Origin of the sequence: Synechococcus sp. MIT S9508 (assembly GCF_047303045.1) — a bacterium.
Lineage (GTDB): Bacteria > Cyanobacteriota > Cyanobacteriia > PCC-6307 > Cyanobiaceae > Synechococcus_C.
In genome coordinates, this window is the sequence record NZ_CP138941.1 from 1,543,912 (window position 1) to 1,564,368 (window position 20,457).

Consider the following 20,457-nt stretch of genomic DNA (forward strand, 5'->3'; position numbering starts at 1 on the left):
ATGACAGCGTCCCGATCCCACTCCAGGCCCAGCGTCTTGATCACTGGAGCGTCCAGTGGCATTGGTCTGGCGACAGCCCACCGGTTGCTCGACCGTGGTTGGCGAGTTTTCGCTGCTGCGCGTCGGCTTGAGGCGATGGAGTCCTTGCGTTGTCGCGGCGCTGAGGTGTTGCCGCTTGATCTCGCTGATCAGGCGTCCTGCCGGCAGCTGGCCGACGCTGTCAGCGGCCAGGTTGGTGCTTTGGATGCCCTGGTGAACAACGCCGGCTATGGGGAGACGGGTCCGGTGGAGACCATGCCGATCGAGCGTGCCCGAGCGATGTTTGAAGTGAATGTGTTTGGGTTGATCGGTCTCACTCAGATGCTGCTGCCGCCCATGCGTGAACGGCGTCGCGGCCGCATCGTGAATCTTTCATCGATTGCCGGCCGTTTTGTCACTCCCGGTGCCGGCTGGTATGGCGCCAGTAAGCATGCGCTGGAGGGCATTAGTGATGCTCTGCGTCTGGAGCTGCATCGCTTCGGGGTGCAGGTGGTGCTGGTGGAACCTGGGTTGATCCGCACCGGCTTCGAAGCGGTGAGTGAGGCTTCCTTGCAGCAGCAGTCGACCGATCCGGTGTGGGGGCCGATGATGCGTCGTGTTGCAGCCAGCTGGGCTGAGGGCTTTCGCCGAGGTTCATCGCCGGAGCTGGTGGCCAGCACCATCGTCTCGGCTCTGGAGACGTCCAGTCCCAAACCTCGCTACCGCTGCGGCAGCGAGTCGGAAGTGTTGGTGTTGCAGCGGTTCATCCCCGTCCAGCTGTGGGATGCACTGGTGCGCCAGCGCATGATCGGTTAGCGGCGTCCAGGCTCTGCAGCGCCTGCCACTGAGGTATCAAGGCGCGTGGAATGGGTCTGGGTTGATAGTCGCGTGGGTCAACCGGGCCATGGCGTAACACCGCATTCACCACGGTTGCAGCCTGATCACCCCGGACGATGGCGGCATGCGGAATTCTCGGCGGAATGCGGACCCAGGTTCGATCCTTTTGCTTCAAGCGAATCAACTGAAACTGGCGATTCTGAAGAATCACCAGATCCAGGCTGCCGCTCAGAACCATCAACTGGTCGGTTTGGTGGCGATGACAGAACAACTCGGCATGTCGGTTGGGCGTCACGTCCGCGACCAGCGTTTCATGGCTGATTAGGGGATCACTGAAAAAGGCGATTCCTGTGTCTAGGCCAGCGCATCGAATGATTTCAATTGATTGTTGATTCGCCATGATATCCGCATTGATTCCGCATATCATCGCGACTCAATCATTGGAGCTGATGTGTGCATGAATACCCATTCAGCCTGTTGTCAGCGATTGGTCATTCGCTGATTGAGCGTTTCAAACAATGGCTGGTTCCAGCATCGATGGTGACATCAGCTTGAAGCCGGAATCCTTGATCTTTTGGTTCGAAACACGGGCGTTCATGCTGCGTTCGCTCGCTGAGCTGGAGTGGCTCCAGAGCACGGGAGGCAGGCCATCTTGATCGCAGATCAGAGTGGAGAGTTCCCGGCGACTCAGCTGCATATCGTCGACCAGGTTGTAGATGCCTGTCAGTTTCTGTTCGCTTGCGAACTGCACACCTCTGGCGATGTCGACAAGACTGCTCCAGGCATTAATGGCATTGCCGTTCTTGGGCACCTGCTGGCCAGCAGCCTCGCGAATCATGCCCACCATGTCGCGGCCGGGTCCATAGATCCCGCCCACCCTCAGCACACAGATCGAGGTGTCAGGGCGGTCAATGTCGAGCATCAGTTCTTCCGCTGCCGCGAGCATGCTGTTCACCGGAGAGCTGGAGTCCACCGCTGAGTGCTCCCACACCTCTTCTCCCTGCCGGTCTCCGTAGACGCTGACGCTGCTGATGTAGGTGATGTGCAGGGGTTGTGTGCTGGTTCTGCGCCGCAGTGCGCCAGCCAGGTTGCGCATGCCGCGGGCGAAAACATCGCTGTAGCCATCGTTCTGTCTGGTGGGTGCCACGCTGATCAGCAGGCCCTGCAGATCGGCAAGGAAAGAAAGGTCCGGATCGGGGTCAGTGATGTCGAGCTGGCGCACGTCATCCATCAGTCGCCGCAATTCGCGAACGTTCTCTACTGAGCGTGTGGTGGCAGTCACGGGCTGGCCTGCCCTTTTCATGCGCATGGCCACGGCGGTGCCAACGTATCCGCTGCCGATTACTCCGTATCCGGTGGACATGCTTGCTGTTCGTGTCAACCCCTTTTAACGGATCTTGACCTGCCACTGTTGCAGCGACGCCGACAGTTTGGCCGTTCTGTTTGTGCGGGCTTGCTGATGATGCGCCATCCATGATTGGCTGCCCTGATTGCGATGTGCAGTCCATGGACGACGAGAACCTGATGCAGCTTGAGCGTCTGCGTACCGTTCTGGAAGTGGCCAGGCGCAACGGTAATCAGCTGTTTATCGACAACATCGAACGTGAGATCGCAGCCCTAGAACGCGGTGATTGCTCTCCCATCGTTGAGGAGTACCTCACAGAGGAGGAACGTTCTTGAGGCTCGGCTGTGCCCCATCAGATTTGCCGGCGGCGCTGTGCAGAAGTGCAGCCACGCTGGTGCTGTTGGCGCATCCCTGCTCTGCGGGTCTCGACAGCTACACCGAGCTTGACCGGGTCAATGGCTGGTTGATTGAGCGCAAGCAGGGAGCAGATGGTGCGATGAGCTGTCGGGCGTTTTTGCCCTCAGGCGCGTCGTGGTTCAGCGCCAACATTCATCTCGATGCCGCTGGCGAGCTTGTGGTGCCGGCAGGTCGCAACTTCGAAGCAGAGCAACAGGAGCTCGAAGATGTGCGTGAGGCGTTGGAACGCTGCAGTTCTGATGTTCTTTATCTGCCCTTCTGAAGGCTGCTGGTCAGCGGCGATCAAACGTTGCGGACCGGTACAACGGTCATCCCCACAGGAGCCAGGGAGATCAGGGCCAGCTTCATGTGCTGAATTCCGAAGGGGATGCCCACGATGGTCACGAAGCAGGCCAGGGCGGAGCTCAGATGGCCGATCGCCAGCCACCATCCCGCTACCAGAAACCAGAGCACGTTGCCGATCAAGCCCAGAGATCCGGTGCCCAGATCATCGCGGCCCCTCAGATCCCTGCGGTTCACGGCTTCCTGCCCGAAGGGCCAGAGCGAAAAACGCCCGATCACAAAACAGGAACGAGCCCAGGGCATTCCTACCACCGTGATGGCGCAGATCAGTCCGGCCAGCCACCAGCCCAGAGCCATCATCAGACCGCCGAGCACCACCCAGAGGATGTTGAGCAGGGAACTCAGCATGGGGCTCGCCTCCAGAAACGCGATCTCTGCACACAATGACCCGCTTTCACACATCCGCTGAGGATCGTGTTCAATTGCACCAGTTCATCAGCAGCGATGACCGCATCACCGGTGCAGCAGTTTCTTGAGCACCTGGGCCGTGATCCGGTCCTGCAAGTGAGGGTTCAGGCGGCTGTCACGGCGGATGAAGTGGCGCAGCTGGCCAAGGAGCTGGGTTATGCCGTGTCTGGCAGCGATCTGCTGATGTTGTCCGGCCGCAGCACGGCGGGGGTGCGCGTCACACGCGTTGATCATCCTGGTGAATATCCCGGCCGTTACTACTGAGTTCAGCTTTTTCACTCAGGCGCATTGGTCACAGACATCAGCGGAACCGTCTGGCAGCCTCCCTGAAGTCTGAGAGTTCAAGTGGTAGCCCGATTTCTCAACAACGTTCGTGTCCGCTGCAAAGAAGGCTGCGAAGACAACTTCATCGCCGTAACGAAGCAATGGGTCAATCCCGAAGGGATGCTGGATGCCTACTGGGCCAAGACAGGTGAACGCTCCTATTGCTTTGTCGGCCTCTGGGAGAGCGAAGAGAAACTCGTTGATGCAAGGCCTCAGATGATTGAGCACCTCAATGCAGTCCGCGACTTCTTTTTGAAGCTCTCACCAGAGCTTGGAGTCACTGACCCTGTCTCCGGTCCGGTCATTACCCACAAGCCTTGAAGCCGACGCACGAACAGAGGTGGAATCCGCTGATTGGTCTTGTCATCAGTGGCGCGATTGCCTCTCTGCTGATTGCGACGATTGGCCCCAATCCTCTGCTGGTGGCTTATTTGTTGTTTGCGGGAATGGTCTGGCTGCTGTTGGCGACGGGAGTGCTGGATCAGTAAAGGCCCTGTTCGAAGGCTTCAGGGAAATCCTGCGGATTGCGATCACTGCTGCGCTGCTGCCGGTACAGCTCCATCAGATGCTCAGAGGCTCGAATCGTGATCACGGCTCCGTTATGTGCGGTGAATTTCAGACACACTCCTCCTTCAGACTCCAAAACACACCGGGCAGTTGTGGTGTTTGGATCGATCGAAGCATCCAGCTCCGCTTTTGTAATGCGTTTTACCTCAATCTGATGCTGGGAGCAGTAGTTCGCGAGAGCCGTCAGCTCGGCTAGGCCATTGATTCGGTGGCTCTGCTGATAAGGCTGCAGATTGAAACGCATGCGCTGGCTGATTCGTTAAGTCATTCAGATGATCCGCAAAACTGCTCGAATCTGCGTCAACGTGGACTCACCCGACGCTGCATTCCGCAATACGCCGTCGGGTTCGTCACGCGCGAACGCCCACCTCTGAACGGTCGCGGAGTGATCATGGCGAGCCGGCTGGCATCGTTGCTGCATCACATGCACCGCATCGCCTGACAAATGCACTGAGTGCATCAGTCCACGACGTCATTCATCGGGTCGTCTCCATTGAAGCTGCTGCATTGGTTCTGTGCCCGGCCGCCAGGGAGCATCGTTTCGGGAATCAAACCATCCTTGAACCCCTGGCAAAGTTCAGCCGGTGGTCTGCTGTCCACCCAGTCCTGGAAATCGAAATCACTCCATGCCAGGAGTTGAGCGATCAACAGAAGGCCCTGCATGACAACCCCGGTGCATCTTCAGTGCTAGCTCGGTGAGCACGTTGATGGCTTGTGGTGGCAAACGGCTTGCACTGCGCATGGCTCAGGGCTGTTCGTTCTGTCGTTGTTTTGCGTATTGCTGTCCTGGCCAGAAGAGCAGTTTGAAATTCGGATAAATCGACAGGATTCCAAGGGTGATGATCAGCGACTGCACCCCCACAAAGGGGAACACCTCATATCCCGGCATCAGGCTGCTCACAACAGCGATGTAGAGCCAGTTTTTCTTTAAGCGTGGTCCCAGATCTCGCCATCGTCTCCAGGTAATCGGCAGAAATAGAAAGACGTTCAAAATCTCACCAAGCAACCACACTCTGACGGCGTGATCTGTAGCCCATTGTGAGATTGCTGCTGATAACTCTTCGTAAGAACTGCTGAAATAACCTCTAAAAACCCAGGCAAGAGCAACGAAGAAAATCAGGCCTGCAATCAGCGACCTGAAGATGGCGCTACCCCAGTAATCAATGCGACCCATCTCTCCTTCGAAAGAGAAGAAAGAAGGCTTCTCATGCGTCATATCAATGAGACTTCAGATGAATGAACGCTACCTGAATCAACGCTGACAAGCCCACTTCTGCCTTGCTTGCTGCTTGTTTGTGCGTTGTCGCTCAGGCAGATGTTGCCTGAATCGGCAGAGGCTGTCTGGAGCAGACCGGTATTGAAGCGGTGATTGATGTTTCCTCCCGCGCCACGCTGTCCATGGACTTCATGGATCTGCATCACGTCTGGAGTACTGAGAGACAAAGCGCCTATCAGTGTGATGGCGGCGCCGAGTAGGCCTGACTGGAAAGACATGGAACAGTTTGCGGTGGAGGGAACTCCGTTGCCATCACCATGCGCTTTCCCAAAGGTTCACTCGTTCACCTGAGGCAGCCAGACCTGTGATGTTGCGCACAGCTGAGCAGTGTGCTCACTGGTCTCCATGGATAGAGGTCAATCGTTGTGCGCCATCTCTGATCCACCCAAGGGCCGCCCACCCGTGGCGAGTTTGTACATTTCCTCGTGAATATCCTCAGACTCTTTTGCAAACCAATTCACTTCATGAGTGGTTGGAATTGTCTTAAGTCCAAGGTCTAAAACTTGATACTCAAGAGTCATGAAATCGAGACCACTCTTGTAACCAAGATCGACAAGAATTTTACCACTTTTGAATGGTAAGTTGATCCTGACTCTTTCTTCATTTAAAGAGACTTGGACTATTTTAGACGATATCGAATGATCCCCGCTGATGTCTTTCATCCTGATGAAGAGTGCAGATTCAAAGTCCCGTTGGATCATTGATTTGCTTTCATCTCTGATCTTCCAATGGCAGATCAACTGATCAGAGTGGACGTTGACCGCAAGAAAGGATACGTGTGAATTGCTTTGCTGATTGGGCTGTTTGCTTTTGCTGGAAAATCCAAGTATGGATAACAACCATCTCATATTCTTTATTTTAATATTATTGCAGCACTTTATATGTTAAAGACGGCCTGGATTTCTGACACACACGATACTTAATACCTGCATGCAGTCTCGGCATGCCTGAAACTCACGCGCCATGCCATGAGATCAGTTCATTCAAACGGGCATGAGCCGTCAGGAACTCGAATCCCGATAAGCCACATCGCTGATGCAAAGGGCTTACTGCGGCTCACTGGGTTGTGATTAATGAATGATTTCGTGGAAGCCGGAGGAATAGGGATAGTCAAAGCCTTCGTCTAATTCCCGCACTAATTCTTCTGCTTTGTATAAATCACCACAAAATTGACATTGCCCGTCTGGATCGCAAACAACAAAGCCCTCGTGATGTTTGTGCAAGGCAGTTCCCCTGGCAGTTCTGGCAAGAAGTGTCTGGACATCCATGGAGTTGGAGCGGGTTGCCTTTTTGTCATGGCATTGGTGAATCAGGCAGTGTCGTAACGATTCCTACCAGAACGAAAATTCAGTTGTAGGACTCATCGCGGCATTCGTGACTGCAGATCGCGTGCTGATTTTTGATCAAAACGAAGTTCAGCCTTAGCGAATATCAGATGGCAACGATTGTTGGCGCTGAATGCGCCTCAAGCCAGGGCTAAGGCCTTCTTGTTTTCGTCTTGCACGCTTGTTTCCACAACCGGTGGGAACAACATGAACACTAGACAGGTGAGAATTTCATCGAGACCGTCGTCATCCAGGGCTTGCCGCGAAGATTGTCCGGAGATCGAAAGCCAGGCCAGGAGCGTCGCTCCATCGCTGTGATCCACCCTGGTCATATCGCCCTGATCGTTGTCGACCGTTTCCATGCCATGACGGTCCTCCAGGATTGCCACCACTCTCTCCAGTAGATGCTGGCGGTTGAGACCCTCCTCCGCCTCCATTTCCACGAAGAGGTCTGCACCCTCGGTTTCAAAGCGAACGTTATAGAGCTTCGCTGCCATTCGTCGCACCTTGAAGGATCCCTGTGCAGGGTGTGCTTGCAGTATCGGTAGGACCAGCCTTCACGGCAACGGAAGTCGGTGTTCAGCTCAATGTCAGTTCGAGAAAAGCGTCGTCCACCGCAACCATTTCGCTCTCGTCCTCATGGCTGCTGCAGCGGTAGAGCAGGTTGATGATGCGCCCTATCTCCAGGTTTCGATCACCCACCTCTTGCCAGAGCCGGCGTGTCAATTCCTGATCGGCCAGAATAAATTGAGCTTCGACCAATTCACGGGAAATGCAGAAGTAGGTCTGACGGTCATTGCGGGCACGGCATTCCTCTCCTGCCAGCACGGTTTCATTCAGCAGCTCCTGGTCACTGAGCAGTTTCTGGGAGATCTGTTCTTCGCTCAGGCCTGAGGGAATGGCATCAACCTGTTGGTCTTTCATGCTTTTCTTTCTCTTCGCTCACTCTTCAGTCTGATTGCCTTGCTGGGCGCGAAAATCGGTGTTCCTACTCAGCTCAGCTGTGGTAAAAAGCGACCGAAACCAGCTGGTGAGGGTGATTCGCGACGATGGCGTTGAAGACGACCTCACGCGCAGGTGCTTCAGCACGTATGACGAGGCGTATGACGAACTCGAACGTTTTTATGCCGATCTCTGCTGTTCTGATGATCGGGTGGAGTATTCAATAATGCCAGCAGAATTGGAGAGTGATAAGCAGTGAAATGTCTTTCGTTAATGAGTTTTATTGATCTTGTTGGCTTTGGTGTTGATTTTTGTCTCTTGATAGTTTAGATCGATTGCCGATTCTTGTTGCTACTGATTGGTTGTTCTAAATTGATACAAGAAGCTTTGGCTTGTTCAATATTTTTTCGATTATTGATCTGCTCAACCACACAATCGCAAGTTTTGTTGAGTTGGCTTAGCAGTAATTGTTTGTTGGCCTGCTGATATTCTTTTCGCATCGCTGCGGCGCAGCCGCTGAAGATGATGTTGTTCTTGAAATTAGCCTGAGCAGGGCGTGGCGCAGTAAGTGCAATGACTGCAAAGACGGTAATTCCCCATCGTGGTTTCATGGCACCGTCATTTTTTGTTTCAGTAGCAGCTTAAACCTAAACCGCAATGTGTGGTGATGGCTGATTCACATTCGGTCATCAGTTTTTTCACCAATCACTCACGTTTTGTTGGTATTGGCGTTGTACCTTTCATCGCCAGTGTCATTCCCGACGTGATGCTTGATCAGAAGTGCTGCCATGTCGACGTCTTTCGAAATGATCCTTGAAGGCTCGTCTTGATTTCTCGGATGATGCGAGTCTGCTCACGAGAAGTGCTGTGTCGTGTGCCGACAACTCTCCGTCGATCCCCCACTTAAGGCAAGACAGTGGCGCCGGAGATTGGCCTCTCATCTGCACAACAAACGGTTGGACCTTGCCACCTTAATGTCAGCGAACCCAGACAAATAAGCAGACAAGCTGAAGAAGTGAGATAACCCCTGAGTATAAATCACCAATAGATTGGCTTATTTGGCTGAACTGGTCAGCAAAGCCCAGCGAATCGTGCGTCCACTTCTTGCCGGCCCTGCTTGCTTTTTCATGCCTGCCGCCATTTGGCTGGTTTCAATCTGATCGATGGAGCCACAGCACGGTTGCTCAAGCTGGCTTGTCGGCGTATTGCTGGTTGAGCCTTGATATTGTTTGTTCTGGCTGAAATCAAGGCTCGGCTAAGGATTTCGTCCGTAACGGAGCCTCTTCGCTGTTTGTTTATTGCATCACTGGCGACAATAAAACATGCATTAACAGATACAAGCTGACTCCAATCAGAACGGTAGGGAGCGTGAAACCCATCAAAATCCTCCGACTGTCTCAGCTTTATAGGCGTAATTTGTGTGAGTAGTAGTCTTTGCCACACAAAACTTTGTTCAGGTAATAATGCTTAGGGCTATATGCTTAGCCATGTTTCTAATGCAGCAAGTCAGCCCTTTCCATCATTCTTTTCAAATTTTCTGGTCAATCTGTGCCACTAAATAAGTCTGCAATACCTTGGTATCGATCACTTGTTTGCCAGTCAAGGGCGGGATTGGCCTGGGTCTCCGAGTGAATCACTTTTAGAGCCATATCTGATGGCTCTACACAGCAGAGTAAAGCGACTCCTCAAGCTTTGATGATCTTTCGTTCATTTCACAATCTAGCTTTCAGCAAAGGTAGTTGCTATTCACGTCCTATGTCTTTCATCTTTTCTCGAGCTAAGTCCATCGCTCCACTGAGGTTGCTGTAATAAATGTGCCTGTTGGTGTGATGTTCTTGCTGGTGATTCTGTTTCGTTTGATTAGTTTGCGCTTTGCCAACGTTTCAGATCAATGTCTAGGTTTGTCAAAAATCTTGCTACTCGTCTTATTAACTTAGCTCTATTGCTTTGTCTGAGTTTGGGACTGCTTGTCACGGCATGTTCCAACGCTGGTGTTGCTTTGAACAGCAATCCTGTTGTGTTGGAACCCGTCTCAATGGATCAAGCGGAAGCAGACCAGGCACTTTTTGATTCTGGTTCGTTGGATGACGCATTACTGGGTTCTGGTCTCTGAAGCTGGATTTGCAGCCGCTTTCTAAGAAGATCCTGCTGTTTTGAGCTGGTGTGCTGAGTTGCTTCGGGCGTCCTCGTTGAAGCGCGATGTCATTCATGACACCGCGCGATCACAAGATGCCCTTAGGATCAGTACAAATACTCAGCGTGATTGTTGCTCCGATGCTTTCCTTCCTCGTTTTGGGCACGGTCGTTGGTCTCACAATTTTTCTTCGGGCGACCAGCGACATGGAACCTTAGGCCTGAACACCGAATGTGGTTAATCACCGTTTCATTACTGACCGGTTTCACGGTTGTTGCCCTTGCGCTCTGAAAACAAGCAACAGATTGGTTTACTGGCTGATTGGTTCCTCCAAGATTTGAGTTGGCGCGGATCTGCTGAAATCCAAGGCCAGACTTAGCCTTTAAGTCTTATCGCACGAGTCCCATGGGCCTGATCGGTTGGTTGTTGCAATGGCCTGTGCGTGCTGTGGTTCTGCTGCTCGTGGCGGCGATGCCTCTGGGAGTTGAACTGGCTGGGTTCCAGGCAGCTCTTTCATCGGCCGTCACGATTGGTTTGCTGGGCACTTTCCTGATCCTGCCTCTGAAGTTTGTTTTGGCGCTGCCTTGGGCAGTGACCAGTCTTGGCGGTTTGATTGCCCCGGTTAGCTGGCTGTTCGACTGGTTGATCACTGTGATCCTTTTTGGTTTGGCGGCGTCGTTGATTGATGGTTTTCGTTTGAAGTATGGACTGCGCAGTGTCGTGCTTGGGGCTGCGGCCTACAGCGTCATCAGTGCCGTATTCATCCGTGTTCTCGGTCTGGCTGATGTCGGGGTCATTCGTGCTGCTGCAGGAGGCTGACGCCTTGTTACCTCGGCTCAATCCGGCCTCATTGGCAAGATAAGCAAATACACCTGGTTACACAGCTTTACAAAACGCCTAGGATCCTTTACAGAAGTACATGCACAATGTCCGATTACTCCGCAGCTATCTATGGCCTCATTGCATTTGCGTCCGTGATTGCCTCAGGTGTCGTCTACGTCTTGGCTCAGCCTTCGGATCTTCCTTCGATCAAAAAAGTAAAGAGCTGAGTATGTCGACAGCATTCTTAACCCTCGCGTACACCGTTGTTTGCACGTTTGTGCTGCTGTCGGTATTTCGCGGCATGGCATTGGCATTCAGGCGTCAATCCCGGACTGGTGACAGAACTGGTTTGAAAACAACTCATCCTGAGTTGATTGATGAAAATGGTTTTATCACTCAAGAGGAATTATTAGTCGTTTACTTTGGTGGGCTCGACGGTAATCCTCTGTCGGTCAGCTCTTGAAGAGTGGATGGTGATTTGATGGAAGTTCTAACAGCAATTGCAATTCTGCCCTTTGTTGCTGCTCTCGCAATTGGTGCACGTCAGGCCGAGCGTGAAGAAGATTAATTCTGGTTCAATCAATTTGAGGTTGGAGTACATCGGTGGATCCAGCAGCTTCGTCAAGGTTGATCAATGTTGACTCTTGCGTTCTGTGGGGTGTTGGCATTGCTCAATGTAGGTTTCATTATGTTTGTGCTTTTTGTCGATAAGTTGTTTGTTTGACATCTTCTGATAATTACTTAAAATTTGTACTTGCTTTTGTACACTTATTCTCAAGCTTTGAATTCTGAATAAAAGCTGAATGGAACCAAGTCAATAAAACTGATCCCAAGTTCTAAATGCGATGGATCAGCAAAGTTGCGTCTCTATCGCACTGATGTTTGGCTTTTGATGCTTGAAACGAATACAATTTGGTTGGATTTGAAGAATGAGCTCGTCATTCTTTGTTCGAAACTGCGTCAAACATCAATTTGGGGCTGATCGGCTTTTGGCTCGCACGTCCCAGCAATTCATCGACATCGTTTGCTGATCAGGCGTTTCCCAGATTTGATAAACGCTTCGCCAAGATCAGACGGTTGGGTCTCTATAACAAGACTCGCAACGATCTATGGCCTAACGCAGGTCGTGGTGGCTCATCAGTGCGCATAACCGCACACACACATCTCAATAAAGAGGGCAAGACATCGTGGTTCCTCTTGCTACGGACATGCCGTTCAGCTTGGACAAGCCAATGGCTTGGAAACTTTTGAACCAGCGTTCAACAGCTTCCCGCTCTTCTTCATTGCAACGCTCGAGGATTTCTCGTTGCAGGACTTGTCGAATCTGGGAGTCCATTACAAAACTTTATGCCTGCAGATTCTGGCGAGTTCTCCCCCGGCGCTTCGTTGGCTTGATTACGGAAGGATGTTCAAAATGCTTCTGTGGCCTTGGTTTTGAGCATTTCTACTCAGACATGAAGCTCAGGCTGTTGCTCATGTTGTTATGGCTATCAGTCAAAGCTTTGCTTTGAGTTGTTCTGTCGTGAGGCTTTGGAGGTGGCTGAGATAGGCCTGTTGCATCATCTCGGCTGGTGTAATGCCGATGTCTTTGCAGTAGGAACGATATTTTGCGAAAACCTGTTCGACCAATGTCTCCTTTTCGGTCATTGAGCCTTCCATTGAGCGTTGAAGATTCGCTGAAGCTGGTTTTGATCTGCAAAAAAGAAACCCCCGCCAAAGGCAGGGGTTCTGAAAGTTCAACGTGAGTGTGTCCTTGTTTCCACCACGTGAGCTTATCTCCTCACAAGATTAATTTAGCCACCTGACTGGCACAGTGCCACTTGTTGGCAGGCCGGTCTCTTGAATGGCACAAAGGAGCTGCTAGAACTCGGTCAGTTGGTTCTCCTCACAGAGATTCCAACTCCTCACACCCCCTGAAGGCCCTTCGGGCCTTTTTTTTTGCGGTTCCTGAAAAAGCTAAAGCTGACCAGCTCGACTCCAGACGGCTGACCCATGGTCATACCCCACCACTAGTGCCTTCCAATAAAAAAGCCTGCCACTGGGGCAGGCCGGGTGATGGGGTCTCCAAAGCTAGGTCGTGGGGACGCTAGATGCAGAGTTTTGCACCCAAGTGTTTCAAGACTGTTAATAGTTCACTCAAACCTGAAGGGCAGCTTTAGTAACTCCATATGTGCGGTTCACGCACTAACATTTTCTTCAAGTACCACAAGATGTGGTGCAAACGGCCGGGTGATGGGGATCGCTTGGTTTGAGGGGTGAACCGCTTCAGTTCTGGAGCGGTTCTTTTTGTTTGCACCTTTCACCTGATGCCAAGTGGGTCTCCCGAGGGCAATGGCCTGAGGCATGAAGGAGGCCTGTTCAGCGTTGATTAAGCAGCGCGCTTGTCGTCTTTGAGCCAGATGTTCCTCCTGCTGTCAGGAAGGCGCACAACTGATCTCTCATAGCGACTGCGGCAGCTCTGCCTAAGGAGATGTTCCTCCGCTTCTTGCAGCAGGATTGTCAGTCTTTGATCCGTCATCACTGAGTCACAAAGTGCCTCATCATTGAGAAGCAGGCTGATTGATTGTCAAGGCATTCGATTGTGAGATTTTTGTTAATTCTCCAGCGAAATTGATATGGGTGTTGCGCTTGGGGGCGATGCTGCTTTTGAACGTAACGTGATCTTTACAACGTAAAGCGAAAGTTACATGGTTGGCACTTGCGAATCTTTGCTTCTTTGCGTTGCTCTTTCAGGCCATAGGTGGCCAGACTAATCGTATTCAGGAGTAGGTATGGCCCGTCGTCGCGTCTTCCCCAGTCCTGAGACAAGGGCTGCCCAGAAACTTTACGATTCGCTGATTGCCACTGGGGTTGGCATTGCTTTTATCGGTATGGTCACGACCTGCTATCTGGCCTTGTCTGAAGCTGCCACTGCACCCTTTGATTCCTGGATTGCTGGCAAGACGTTCTTTTAGTGCTCGACTGCCGCGTCTTGCTGGGGTGATCACTCTTCATCTCGAAGTCAGTGAGACGGTTCAGCCCCTGATATTCATCAAAGAGAATAATTTAGATGATTAACATTTGATTGATTGGTGTAATTTCGCAGTTGTAGACCAAGAGATGCGAATCTGCATCTCAATGGCTCAATCCAGTCGCATCTGCCTGACATCAAAGGGATCCACCATCGATGCTCTGGGAGGTGGTCAATACAGAGTCTGCGATCAAAGCCGAAGCTGCACAGTCACAGAAGGTCTTTGGGCTGCTTACGAATCCTTGCGTGAGCTAGAGCAAAAACGCATTCAGTGATTCAGTTGTCGGCTTCTAGTCGCTTGAACTGCTCAGAAATCGGTGCGATCAAAGCCCTGGATTCCTCTTCGCTGAGATTGAGGTTTGCGGCTGCTCTCTCGATCAGAGCTTCAAGCGCTCGTCTTTTGCTGTTGTCAGTCATACAACTTGTTTAGCGAGTTCGCCTGATCAATGCACAACTCGCGTTCATAAGATCACAACAAGATGTTATTGGTGAATCTTTGATCATCGCCTCAACCTTGGGCCTGAACCGGCTCGTAGCGGAGGTTGAGGTCATCACCCAAGACCATCAAGAAGGCAATCTCTGATTGGTAAGAGAGTAGATGGCAGGTTTGTTCCTGCCCATTTTTTCCGTAGCAATAAGTGTCAAAATCTGAAGGATCTCTTTCAGACTCGAAGACCTCTCCACTCCCCAGTACAAATCTTGTCATCGTCTGTTGAACCCTTGCTGGTTTGATAGCCAGAGGGAGTGCATGAGTCAGCTTTTTGTTCAGACCAGGTTCTGATTCTCTGACAAGCTATGCATCCTGGTTGTTGTTATTACTCGCTTTCAGCTGAGTTTGGGCTGTTTGTGATCAGTGCCGAGTGAGCCGATGGTGTCTGGCCTGCACAAGCCAGACAACCTCCATTAATGCGATACGGGGCCAGATGACCTCGCAGGCAAGACGTTCCTCGAAAAAACAGAACCTGGCCGAGCTCGCGAGCATGGGCATCAGTCAGTGGAAGTCGCAGCCAGCGATCCGGCACATGCCCCTTCAATGCATCGCGTTGACGCTTTGCGTCCTCCCGTCTCTGACGTTCTTCACGATCGTTCTTGGCGCAGACACCTTCAACCTGTAGTTCTTTGGAACAGAGCAGACAAGCCGTAATCACTGGTTTTTTGCGGGCTGTGTTGGTGGAGAGTTTGTCTCCGGGCACCTCTCTTTCTTTGCCACAGCTGCAACGACACCACCAATAGGCATTGCCACTTTTAGTGCGGCGTTCGGATGCGCGAACCACGGTCAATCGTCCATAGATTTCGCCGACACGATCACGGGGTTTAGATGGCATGCCAGTCTCTAGATCTCAATGCATGGGCAGCGTGCTCAGTGTCATTCTTGATTGACGTCATTCGTCAGGTCGACGCCGATGTCTTTCATGGCACTGACCGTCTCATTGACTGAGGGAACTACGGCAACTCGCCTTTTGAGTTTGTCCAGCGGTTGAAGCAACCACATCCACACAGACGATTTTTGATTTTGTTTTCGCGTCTCCAAGCTCTCAGGTCATCACTAAAATCAATTTAGCGCTTCTTTCTCTGGCTGCTGTGAATTTTGCCAGCCTCCCTCTTGATTCATCCATTGGGTTGAATCTCAGCCTGATCGCTCTTGATCATCTTGTTAAGGCGGTCATCAATGTTTCTGAGGAGTTAACCTCTGATTTGATCAATCACATTGGTTTTCGCATTCAGAAGACGACCAACAATCCTGGTCGTTTCACCTTCTCCCACGTTCAGATCTGAAAGTTCCTGAAATTTATTGAAGAAGAGTTGATCAATCTCTTCGCAAAAATTGTCGTAAAAGATCGATAGAGCCTTTTTTTTATCTTCGCCGTAGAGTCTTTCCACTGTCATCACTCATGCAATCGATTGATCATTGTATCAAAAGTCAGTCTGGATGAGTGAAATTGCTTTGTTGCTTGAGTTGGAATTCGTCAAAAAGAGCTGATGCAGCCAGTGGCTGTTTCATGGCAATCAGCAGTTCAATGCGATTGGACCACCAAAACTCCAACCGGTCAATGTCTTCGATTGACCAAACAAAGGTTGGCAGCATCTGTCTACGCTCCTTTGACTTTGAGATTGCTCCATGCTGCCAATGCTTATGACCGTTGAAGTTTGCTGATGCGGTCTCCATGAATGATTTCCCATGTCCCATCGGGATGGGTTATGAGGAAATATTCTTCGGACAGGCGTTGTAATCCGGCTCGATTCATAAAAACAATTTACGTTCGCACAAGCCTGCGCCAGTGTGCCTGTTGATACTCTATGAAGATGTTTTTGGCTTCAAGAACCTCGGTTTTTGAGGAGTTCTTCTGTCTCGATGCATTGCTACGCCCGCTCGGCAACTCACGACACCTGATCTGGTCTCATTCATTTCAGTCCAATCTGTTTGTTTGTCCGATGGTTGTAGTGCTGATTGCTGTTACGCAATTGGATTGATTTGATGAAGGGTGGTTTCTCCATTCAATTCGAATCAAGCAGGTTGGGCTGGTGAGTACTAGGGATGGTTTCACCAGCGCACCTCTGTCATTCGTCTTGTCTCCGTGCGTGGTTCGACAACGGACAGGCATTGATCAAGAGTAAGATGATTAGGTTTTAGTTTGCCTGAAAGTCATGAGTGAAGAAACGTCGAATCAATTTTCCTCAGACTTGTGCTTACTGATTCTGCGCGTAGCTGCAGGATTTCTCATGATTCATCATGGGTTTGAGAAGTTGCAGGATCCTGTTGGATTCACCTCATTTATTGTTGATCAGTACTTTTCTTTTTTACCGTTTGACCATGTCCTTTGGACATACCTTGCTGCATACACACAAATCATCGGATCTGTTGTTCTCGTTTTCGGCATCGCCACTCGTCCAGCTGTGATTGGTTTGTTGTCGACGATGTTGTTCGCGATGACATTTCATTTTCTCGACACCGGTTTTCAAGGCGCTCCCTTCGGAGTTGTTGAAGCCCACAACTACGAATTCGAGACTTCAGCGCTTTATCTGTTCATTTTTCTGGTGCTTGCCATCGCTGGTTCTGGCTCTCTAAGTCTGTCGAAGCTTTATCGCGATCGTTTCCCGCAACCTCTCAAGGCCTGGGTTTGATGAAGCGATCGAGAAGTTGATCCAGAATCTGGTGTGACAGCCACGATTCGGCACTAAGTATTTCTACCATGTGTTGGCCCACCTGCAGAGAAAGCCCTCCTTTTGAGAGGGCTTTTTACTGCGCTTCTGCCAGCATCTGGTCAATGGCGCGTCGTGCTGCAGCATCCGCAGCCTTCAGGGATGGATATTCTCTGCCCAATTGCTTTAGGTGTCCCTTGGGTGAGCCAAGCACGAGATATCCAGGACCACCGGTCATTTCTTTAATGACATAAGCCATGCCTTTGTGCTCGTATCGACCCTGGAGCATTGAAGATTTGTGCTCATTAATCATCATTTAGCAGATTTACCGCTCTTTGACCGTCTCATCTGGTGACCGATTGGAACCTCGGGCCTGTCAGCAACGGACTGTGAACTGAAGTGGCAACTGAGACTGGTTGGATTTGGTTGATTAAAAATTTTACATATGTTCTCGTAACTTTAGCTGGAAGTTTGTCTTCTAAAAAGTGTCTTTGGGGGTGTTGGATCCTTATTTGCTGCTGATTCGGTCGAGAATGTTGGCTTCAAGCCATTGCCTGGTCATGGCTCTCTTCTTTTTTAATAGTGTTGGATTTTCAAATGCTCTGAGGTCAATATCACTTTTGTAGACGGATGGTATGTAAGAGTCGTCCATAAGTCTGCGGATGAAAATGTTTTTAATGTATTGGTCTCTTGCGAAGGTGATGACAATTGAAATAACAAAAGCGGGTGGAATTGTGGCGATGATGATGCTTGAAGAGTCAGCCGCTTGGGTGAACTTAGGGAGAATGTAAGCCGCATTTAAGACCAGTAAAATCGCAGTATATGATTTATTGCTTAGCAGAATTTCTTCGGTCTTCTTTTTTAGCTCCTGCAGTGAGGGAAGGTTAAACTTCATTGAATTTGAATTTTAAATTAATCTAATTAGATCTTTTTGTTGTTGATGCAAAAAACATCACACTCTGGTCAAACATTGGGGCTCTTCAGCGTTTCTGTTTACGAAGGGTGCCGCTACAGGCGATGATCAGCTTGGTCGCTTATGTCCATGGCTCTCGATCAGTTGAAGGCGTTTCTGGTTCTGATGCAGAGCGATCCAGCGTTGAAGGATGCTGTTTTGGCCTCATCCACTGCTGATGATGTGGCCAAAATTGCTGTCGGTCTTGGCTATGAATTCGCCGGTGATGAGCTGCTGCGTTTCTCAGGTCAGAAGGTGGGACGTGTCACGGTGTCGAAACGTCAGCCTCCAGGCGAATACAGCTGAATCAACAGCATTCTTGTTCTCTGACCTGATCCTGTGTTCTCCTTGGCTGATTAACCACGCCGCTCCGCATCGCATGAAGCAACTGCCTGGGCGCAGTCGCCCCCCTTGGCTTCAACAGTTGATCAGCTTTGCTGTTCTGGTCATCGTCACGGTCTGGATGGTGACGCTTCTGCCGGTTCTGCTCGTTGTGGGACTGATTGCAGCAGTTCTGTTGATTCCTGTGCTCAAGCAGCTCCGTCAGGAAATCGATCAGATCGAGCGAACGCAACGGGGGGACAGCGTTCCACCCCAAGATGTGACGCCTTGGCATCGACGTCTTTGGAATCGCTGGAACAGTCGTTGAATCACGAGAGCAATATTTTTTTGTCGCTAGCTGTTGGCATGATCAGTGCAGAACCGCATTCTTTTGTTTCGTGGGCTCCAGTGACCTCCTCACCCAGGCCAGCGCTATTGCTGATGCAATCGAGCAGTTGGCCGACCAGCTCACTCCATCAGTGATTCGCACTGCCCGGGCTGATCAGCAGGGACGTGCAGATCTCGATCGGATTGAATACGCCCTTGGCACGATTGGTAAGGCTCTGATCCTCACTGACTATTCGATCGATCAGGAAAAAGACATCGACAAACTTCAGGCCTTTCGAGAATCTCAGCAGCGTTGAAAAGATTCAGACTATTGGCCATTTGAGACGCTCACCATGCCTCTGATCACTCTGCGCACCTCGCTTGCTTCTGTCGATCGTCGAGACGAGCTTCTGCTTGAGCTTTCAGCCATGTTGGCCGAGCAGACCGGCAAGCCAGAGGCCTACGTGATGACACTCCTCGAGACCGATGTGCCGATGACCTTCGCCGGTACATCCGCTCCTGCCGCATTCGTTGAGGTCAAGTCCATCGGGGCCCTGCACCCATCTGCGATGACAGAGGCATTCTGTGAGCTGATCACGGCTCGAACGGGGATTCCTGCCGACAGGATCTACATCAGCTTCGATGATGTTCCTGCGAGTTTCTTCGGTTGGAACGGAAGGACGTTCGGCTGACGCATTGTCTTTCTTTCGCAATGGCCGCAGAGTCCAGTTATCCATAACCTGAACCGCCAGGCTTTCTTTTTATGGCCGTTCTCGGGCGTCAGGCGATCCTGCGGTTGATCGACAGTGGCGCCATCACCATCACTCCGTTCATTCCTGAGCATGTCGGTCCTGCCTCAGTCGATCTCACGCTGGCTTGCAGTTTTCGAGTCTTTCGCAAAGTTCACGAAATTGTCGATGTGAATGAACACACTGACTACCGCTCGTTCACCGACAAGGTCGACATCGCACGAGGAGACCACATCCTGATCATGCCAGGTGAAACCATCCTCGGGATCACCGAAGAGCGTTTGAGGCTTGGCCCTGGCCTTTGTGGATGGCTTGAGGGGCGTAGCCGATTTGCTCGCCTGGGTCTGATGGTGCATATCAGTGCACCCTTTATGGGACCTGGAATCGACAGTCAACAGGTGCTGGAGATGAGCAATTTCGGACCTGCTCCTCTTGCCGTTCATCCTGGTACAGCCATCTGTCAGTTCATCTTCCAAAGTCTTGATGGCGAAGAGAACTATCAAGGTCGTTTCGCCGGTCAGAACCAGAGCAGTTTTTGAATCAGCGTCTGCCACTCATGATGCGATACCGCAAGCGATGCGCGCACCTCCACCGCCGAGTGGGGGAACGTCGCTGTAGGTGTCTCCTCCGGCATGAACGATCAGAGCCCTCCCTCGCAGATCAGCAGTGTTCAGCCGCGGAGCCAGAACTTCGGTGGTGGTGCTGCCATCGGCATTGACAATCAGGCGACTGAGATCACCACGATGTCCTTCGCTGAACGGACCCCTATGCGTCTTGGTGTTGTCGGGATCCCAGTGCCCTTTGGCTGCCAGCCCTGCGATGCTCACGTTCTCATCATTGAAAGCCGCTTGGCAGGACGTGCCGGCATGCAGATGAAATCCATGCTCGCCTTCGCTCAGACTGGTGAGGGATGGTGTGATCACAAGTCCGTTCTGACTGTCTCTCGCCAGAACGGTGCCAATCGATTCGCCGATTCCGTCTTTGGAGATGCTGTGGATGTCAATCTCCAAAGAACTCGCCTGACCCTTGCCCGGCATCAGCAGGGCGATGCAGAGAGCCAACAGCGAAGCAAGCAGACGCATCAAAGACATTCATCTGGAACCATTCTGCTGTTGTGACTTGCTTGCTGTGATCCACGGCTGATTGTCTCAACACCATTCAACTTCGGTGCCTCCCGACAGAGAGGTTCTTTGTGTGCCT

General features: G+C 51.4%; 35 protein-coding genes. 16 read left to right on the forward strand and 19 right to left on the reverse strand.

What is annotated here, in order from left to right:
• A complete protein-coding gene (locus SIB42_RS08375; protein WP_067098400.1) occupies positions 1-834 on the forward strand; it encodes an SDR family NAD(P)-dependent oxidoreductase in 834 nt (277 codons plus the stop codon).
• On the opposite strand, the gene SIB42_RS08380 is transcribed toward SIB42_RS08375, so the two are convergent.
• Both SIB42_RS08380 and SIB42_RS08385 read right to left on the reverse strand, forming a co-directional pair.
• Positions 782-1,255 (reverse strand): hypothetical protein, encoded by a 474-nt coding sequence (locus tag SIB42_RS08380; protein WP_067098396.1) that lies wholly within the window; start codon positions 1,253-1,255, stop codon positions 782-784. The genes SIB42_RS08375 and SIB42_RS08380 overlap by 53 nt on opposite strands.
• A 111-nt stretch (positions 1,256-1,366) precedes the next feature.
• Positions 1,367-2,218, reverse strand: coding sequence for an NAD-dependent epimerase/dehydratase family protein (locus SIB42_RS08385; protein ID WP_067098392.1), 852 nt, complete (start codon positions 2,216-2,218; stop codon positions 1,367-1,369).
• 110 nt (positions 2,219-2,328) lie between these two features.
• On the opposite strand from SIB42_RS08385, the gene SIB42_RS08390 reads away from it, so the two are divergent.
• Positions 2,329-2,535: a hypothetical protein gene (locus SIB42_RS08390; RefSeq protein WP_067098389.1), complete on the forward strand. Its 207-nt coding sequence runs from the start codon at positions 2,329-2,331 to the stop codon at positions 2,533-2,535.
• Entirely contained in the window at positions 2,532-2,879 is a 348-nt protein-coding gene (locus SIB42_RS08395) for a hypothetical protein (protein ID WP_082825115.1), read from the forward strand. The genes SIB42_RS08390 and SIB42_RS08395 overlap by 4 nt, the downstream gene beginning before the upstream one ends.
• Positions 2,880-2,899: 20 nt before the next feature.
• On the opposite strand, the gene SIB42_RS08400 is transcribed toward SIB42_RS08395, so the two are convergent.
• Positions 2,900-3,307 (reverse strand): YccF domain-containing protein, encoded by a 408-nt coding sequence (locus SIB42_RS08400; protein ID WP_067098447.1) that lies wholly within the window; start codon positions 3,305-3,307, stop codon positions 2,900-2,902.
• 96 nt (positions 3,308-3,403) lie between these two features.
• Between SIB42_RS08400 and SIB42_RS08405 the strand changes: the two genes are divergently transcribed.
• The 3 genes from SIB42_RS08405 to SIB42_RS08415 all read left to right on the forward strand — a co-directional run bounded on the left by SIB42_RS08405 (position 3,404) and on the right by SIB42_RS08415 (position 4,179).
• Complete coding sequence (locus tag SIB42_RS08405; protein WP_067098386.1) at positions 3,404-3,631, forward strand: Nif11-like leader peptide family natural product precursor; 228 nt, start codon at positions 3,404-3,406, stop codon at positions 3,629-3,631.
• A gap of 81 nt (positions 3,632-3,712) precedes the next feature.
• On the forward strand, positions 3,713-4,012 hold the full coding sequence (locus SIB42_RS08410; protein ID WP_067098383.1) for a hypothetical protein: 300 nt from the start codon (positions 3,713-3,715) through the stop codon (positions 4,010-4,012).
• Complete coding sequence (locus tag SIB42_RS08415; protein WP_156485300.1) at positions 4,009-4,179, forward strand: hypothetical protein; 171 nt, start codon at positions 4,009-4,011, stop codon at positions 4,177-4,179. The genes SIB42_RS08410 and SIB42_RS08415 overlap by 4 nt, the downstream gene beginning before the upstream one ends.
• On the opposite strand, the gene SIB42_RS08420 is transcribed toward SIB42_RS08415, so the two are convergent.
• The 8 genes from SIB42_RS08420 to SIB42_RS08455 form a co-directional block, all read right to left on the reverse strand.
• Positions 4,173-4,502: a hypothetical protein gene (locus tag SIB42_RS08420; protein WP_067098381.1), complete on the reverse strand. Its 330-nt coding sequence runs from the start codon at positions 4,500-4,502 to the stop codon at positions 4,173-4,175. The two genes, SIB42_RS08415 and SIB42_RS08420, sit on opposite strands and share 7 nt — an antisense overlap.
• A gap of 215 nt (positions 4,503-4,717) precedes the next feature.
• Positions 4,718-4,921 (reverse strand): hypothetical protein, encoded by a 204-nt coding sequence (locus SIB42_RS08425; protein ID WP_067098376.1) that lies wholly within the window; start codon positions 4,919-4,921, stop codon positions 4,718-4,720.
• Between the two features lie 82 nt (positions 4,922-5,003).
• Positions 5,004-5,474 carry a DUF805 domain-containing protein gene (locus SIB42_RS08430; RefSeq protein ID WP_067098373.1) on the reverse strand — a complete coding sequence of 157 codons (471 nt, stop codon included), beginning with the start codon at positions 5,472-5,474 and terminating at the stop codon, positions 5,004-5,006.
• On the reverse strand, positions 5,471-5,752 hold the full coding sequence (locus SIB42_RS08435; protein WP_156485299.1) for a hypothetical protein: 282 nt from the start codon (positions 5,750-5,752) through the stop codon (positions 5,471-5,473). Before SIB42_RS08435 ends, SIB42_RS08430 begins: the two co-directional genes overlap by 4 nt.
• A gap of 138 nt (positions 5,753-5,890) precedes the next feature.
• Complete coding sequence (locus SIB42_RS08440; RefSeq protein ID WP_156485298.1) at positions 5,891-6,196, reverse strand: hypothetical protein; 306 nt, start codon at positions 6,194-6,196, stop codon at positions 5,891-5,893.
• A 408-nt stretch (positions 6,197-6,604) separates the two neighbouring features.
• Positions 6,605-6,802, reverse strand: a complete 198-nt coding sequence (locus tag SIB42_RS08445; RefSeq protein WP_074160789.1) for a hypothetical protein — start codon at positions 6,800-6,802, stop codon at positions 6,605-6,607.
• 197 nt (positions 6,803-6,999) lie between these two features.
• Positions 7,000-7,356 carry a hypothetical protein gene (locus SIB42_RS08450; RefSeq protein WP_067098364.1) on the reverse strand — a complete coding sequence of 119 codons (357 nt, stop codon included), beginning with the start codon at positions 7,354-7,356 and terminating at the stop codon, positions 7,000-7,002.
• A gap of 82 nt (positions 7,357-7,438) precedes the next feature.
• Positions 7,439-7,783 carry a hypothetical protein gene (locus tag SIB42_RS08455; protein ID WP_231856503.1) on the reverse strand — a complete coding sequence of 115 codons (345 nt, stop codon included), beginning with the start codon at positions 7,781-7,783 and terminating at the stop codon, positions 7,439-7,441.
• Between the two features lie 58 nt (positions 7,784-7,841).
• On the opposite strand from SIB42_RS08455, the gene SIB42_RS08460 reads away from it, so the two are divergent.
• Complete coding sequence (locus SIB42_RS08460) at positions 7,842-8,060, forward strand: hypothetical protein (RefSeq protein ID WP_067098362.1); 219 nt, start codon at positions 7,842-7,844, stop codon at positions 8,058-8,060.
• Positions 8,061-8,127: 67 nt separating this feature from the next.
• On the opposite strand, the gene SIB42_RS08465 is transcribed toward SIB42_RS08460, so the two are convergent.
• Positions 8,128-8,412: a hypothetical protein gene (locus SIB42_RS08465; protein WP_067098359.1), complete on the reverse strand. Its 285-nt coding sequence runs from the start codon at positions 8,410-8,412 to the stop codon at positions 8,128-8,130.
• A 1,928-nt stretch (positions 8,413-10,340) separates the two neighbouring features.
• On the opposite strand from SIB42_RS08465, the gene SIB42_RS08470 reads away from it, so the two are divergent.
• Positions 10,341-10,754 (forward strand): phage holin family protein, encoded by a 414-nt coding sequence (locus tag SIB42_RS08470; RefSeq protein ID WP_067098356.1) that lies wholly within the window; start codon positions 10,341-10,343, stop codon positions 10,752-10,754.
• Positions 10,755-10,986: 232 nt separating this feature from the next.
• Positions 10,987-11,220: a DUF2973 domain-containing protein gene (locus SIB42_RS08475; RefSeq protein ID WP_074160787.1), complete on the forward strand. Its 234-nt coding sequence runs from the start codon at positions 10,987-10,989 to the stop codon at positions 11,218-11,220.
• Positions 11,221-12,251: 1,031 nt separating this feature from the next.
• Here SIB42_RS08475 and SIB42_RS08480 read toward each other — a convergent pair.
• The 3 genes from SIB42_RS08480 to SIB42_RS08490 all read right to left on the reverse strand — a co-directional run bounded on the left by SIB42_RS08480 (position 12,252) and on the right by SIB42_RS08490 (position 15,092).
• Positions 12,252-12,404 carry a hypothetical protein gene (locus SIB42_RS08480; RefSeq protein WP_156485296.1) on the reverse strand — a complete coding sequence of 51 codons (153 nt, stop codon included), beginning with the start codon at positions 12,402-12,404 and terminating at the stop codon, positions 12,252-12,254.
• Positions 12,405-14,043: 1,639 nt separating this feature from the next.
• Positions 14,044-14,184 carry a hypothetical protein gene (locus SIB42_RS08485; protein ID WP_156485295.1) on the reverse strand — a complete coding sequence of 47 codons (141 nt, stop codon included), beginning with the start codon at positions 14,182-14,184 and terminating at the stop codon, positions 14,044-14,046.
• A 398-nt stretch (positions 14,185-14,582) separates the two neighbouring features.
• The gene (locus tag SIB42_RS08490) at positions 14,583-15,092 is read right to left on the reverse strand and encodes an early protein (E6) (RefSeq protein WP_067098342.1); all 510 of its coding nucleotides are present in this window, start codon (positions 15,090-15,092) and stop codon (positions 14,583-14,585) included.
• Positions 15,093-15,387: 295 nt separating this feature from the next.
• On the opposite strand from SIB42_RS08490, the gene SIB42_RS08495 reads away from it, so the two are divergent.
• Entirely contained in the window at positions 15,388-15,543 is a 156-nt protein-coding gene (locus SIB42_RS08495) for a hypothetical protein (RefSeq protein ID WP_156485294.1), read from the forward strand.
• Between the two features lie 145 nt (positions 15,544-15,688).
• On the opposite strand, the gene SIB42_RS08500 is transcribed toward SIB42_RS08495, so the two are convergent.
• The gene (locus tag SIB42_RS08500; protein WP_156485293.1) at positions 15,689-15,934 is read right to left on the reverse strand and encodes a hypothetical protein; all 246 of its coding nucleotides are present in this window, start codon (positions 15,932-15,934) and stop codon (positions 15,689-15,691) included.
• 479 nt (positions 15,935-16,413) lie between these two features.
• On the opposite strand from SIB42_RS08500, the gene SIB42_RS08505 reads away from it, so the two are divergent.
• Entirely contained in the window at positions 16,414-16,890 is a 477-nt protein-coding gene (locus SIB42_RS08505) for a DoxX family protein (protein ID WP_067098336.1), read from the forward strand.
• Between the two features lie 115 nt (positions 16,891-17,005).
• On the opposite strand, the gene SIB42_RS08510 is transcribed toward SIB42_RS08505, so the two are convergent.
• Positions 17,006-17,197, reverse strand: a complete 192-nt coding sequence (locus SIB42_RS08510) for a hypothetical protein (RefSeq protein WP_067098333.1) — start codon at positions 17,195-17,197, stop codon at positions 17,006-17,008.
• 219 nt (positions 17,198-17,416) lie between these two features.
• A complete protein-coding gene (locus SIB42_RS08515) occupies positions 17,417-17,803 on the reverse strand; it encodes a hypothetical protein (protein ID WP_067098330.1) in 387 nt (128 codons plus the stop codon).
• A 147-nt stretch (positions 17,804-17,950) separates the two neighbouring features.
• Here SIB42_RS08515 and SIB42_RS08520 point away from each other — a divergent pair, with 147 nt between their 5' ends.
• The 5 genes from SIB42_RS08520 to dcd all read left to right on the forward strand — a co-directional run bounded on the left by SIB42_RS08520 (position 17,951) and on the right by dcd (position 19,796).
• Positions 17,951-18,166, forward strand: a complete 216-nt coding sequence (locus SIB42_RS08520; protein WP_067098327.1) for a Nif11-like leader peptide family natural product precursor — start codon at positions 17,951-17,953, stop codon at positions 18,164-18,166.
• A gap of 13 nt (positions 18,167-18,179) precedes the next feature.
• Positions 18,180-18,509 (forward strand): hypothetical protein, encoded by a 330-nt coding sequence (locus SIB42_RS08525; protein ID WP_413327809.1) that lies wholly within the window; start codon positions 18,180-18,182, stop codon positions 18,507-18,509.
• A gap of 70 nt (positions 18,510-18,579) precedes the next feature.
• Positions 18,580-18,825 carry a hypothetical protein gene (locus SIB42_RS08530; protein ID WP_067098324.1) on the forward strand — a complete coding sequence of 82 codons (246 nt, stop codon included), beginning with the start codon at positions 18,580-18,582 and terminating at the stop codon, positions 18,823-18,825.
• A gap of 36 nt (positions 18,826-18,861) precedes the next feature.
• Positions 18,862-19,200, forward strand: a complete 339-nt coding sequence (locus SIB42_RS08535) for a phenylpyruvate tautomerase MIF-related protein (RefSeq protein WP_067098322.1) — start codon at positions 18,862-18,864, stop codon at positions 19,198-19,200.
• A gap of 71 nt (positions 19,201-19,271) precedes the next feature.
• Positions 19,272-19,796, forward strand: a complete 525-nt coding sequence (gene dcd, locus SIB42_RS08540; protein WP_067098317.1) for a dCTP deaminase — start codon at positions 19,272-19,274, stop codon at positions 19,794-19,796.
• Positions 19,797-19,811: 15 nt separating this feature from the next.
• On the opposite strand, the gene sodC is transcribed toward dcd, so the two are convergent.
• A complete protein-coding gene (gene sodC, locus SIB42_RS08545) occupies positions 19,812-20,339 on the reverse strand; it encodes a superoxide dismutase family protein (protein WP_067098314.1) in 528 nt (175 codons plus the stop codon).
• Positions 20,340-20,457: the final 118 nt, after the last annotated feature.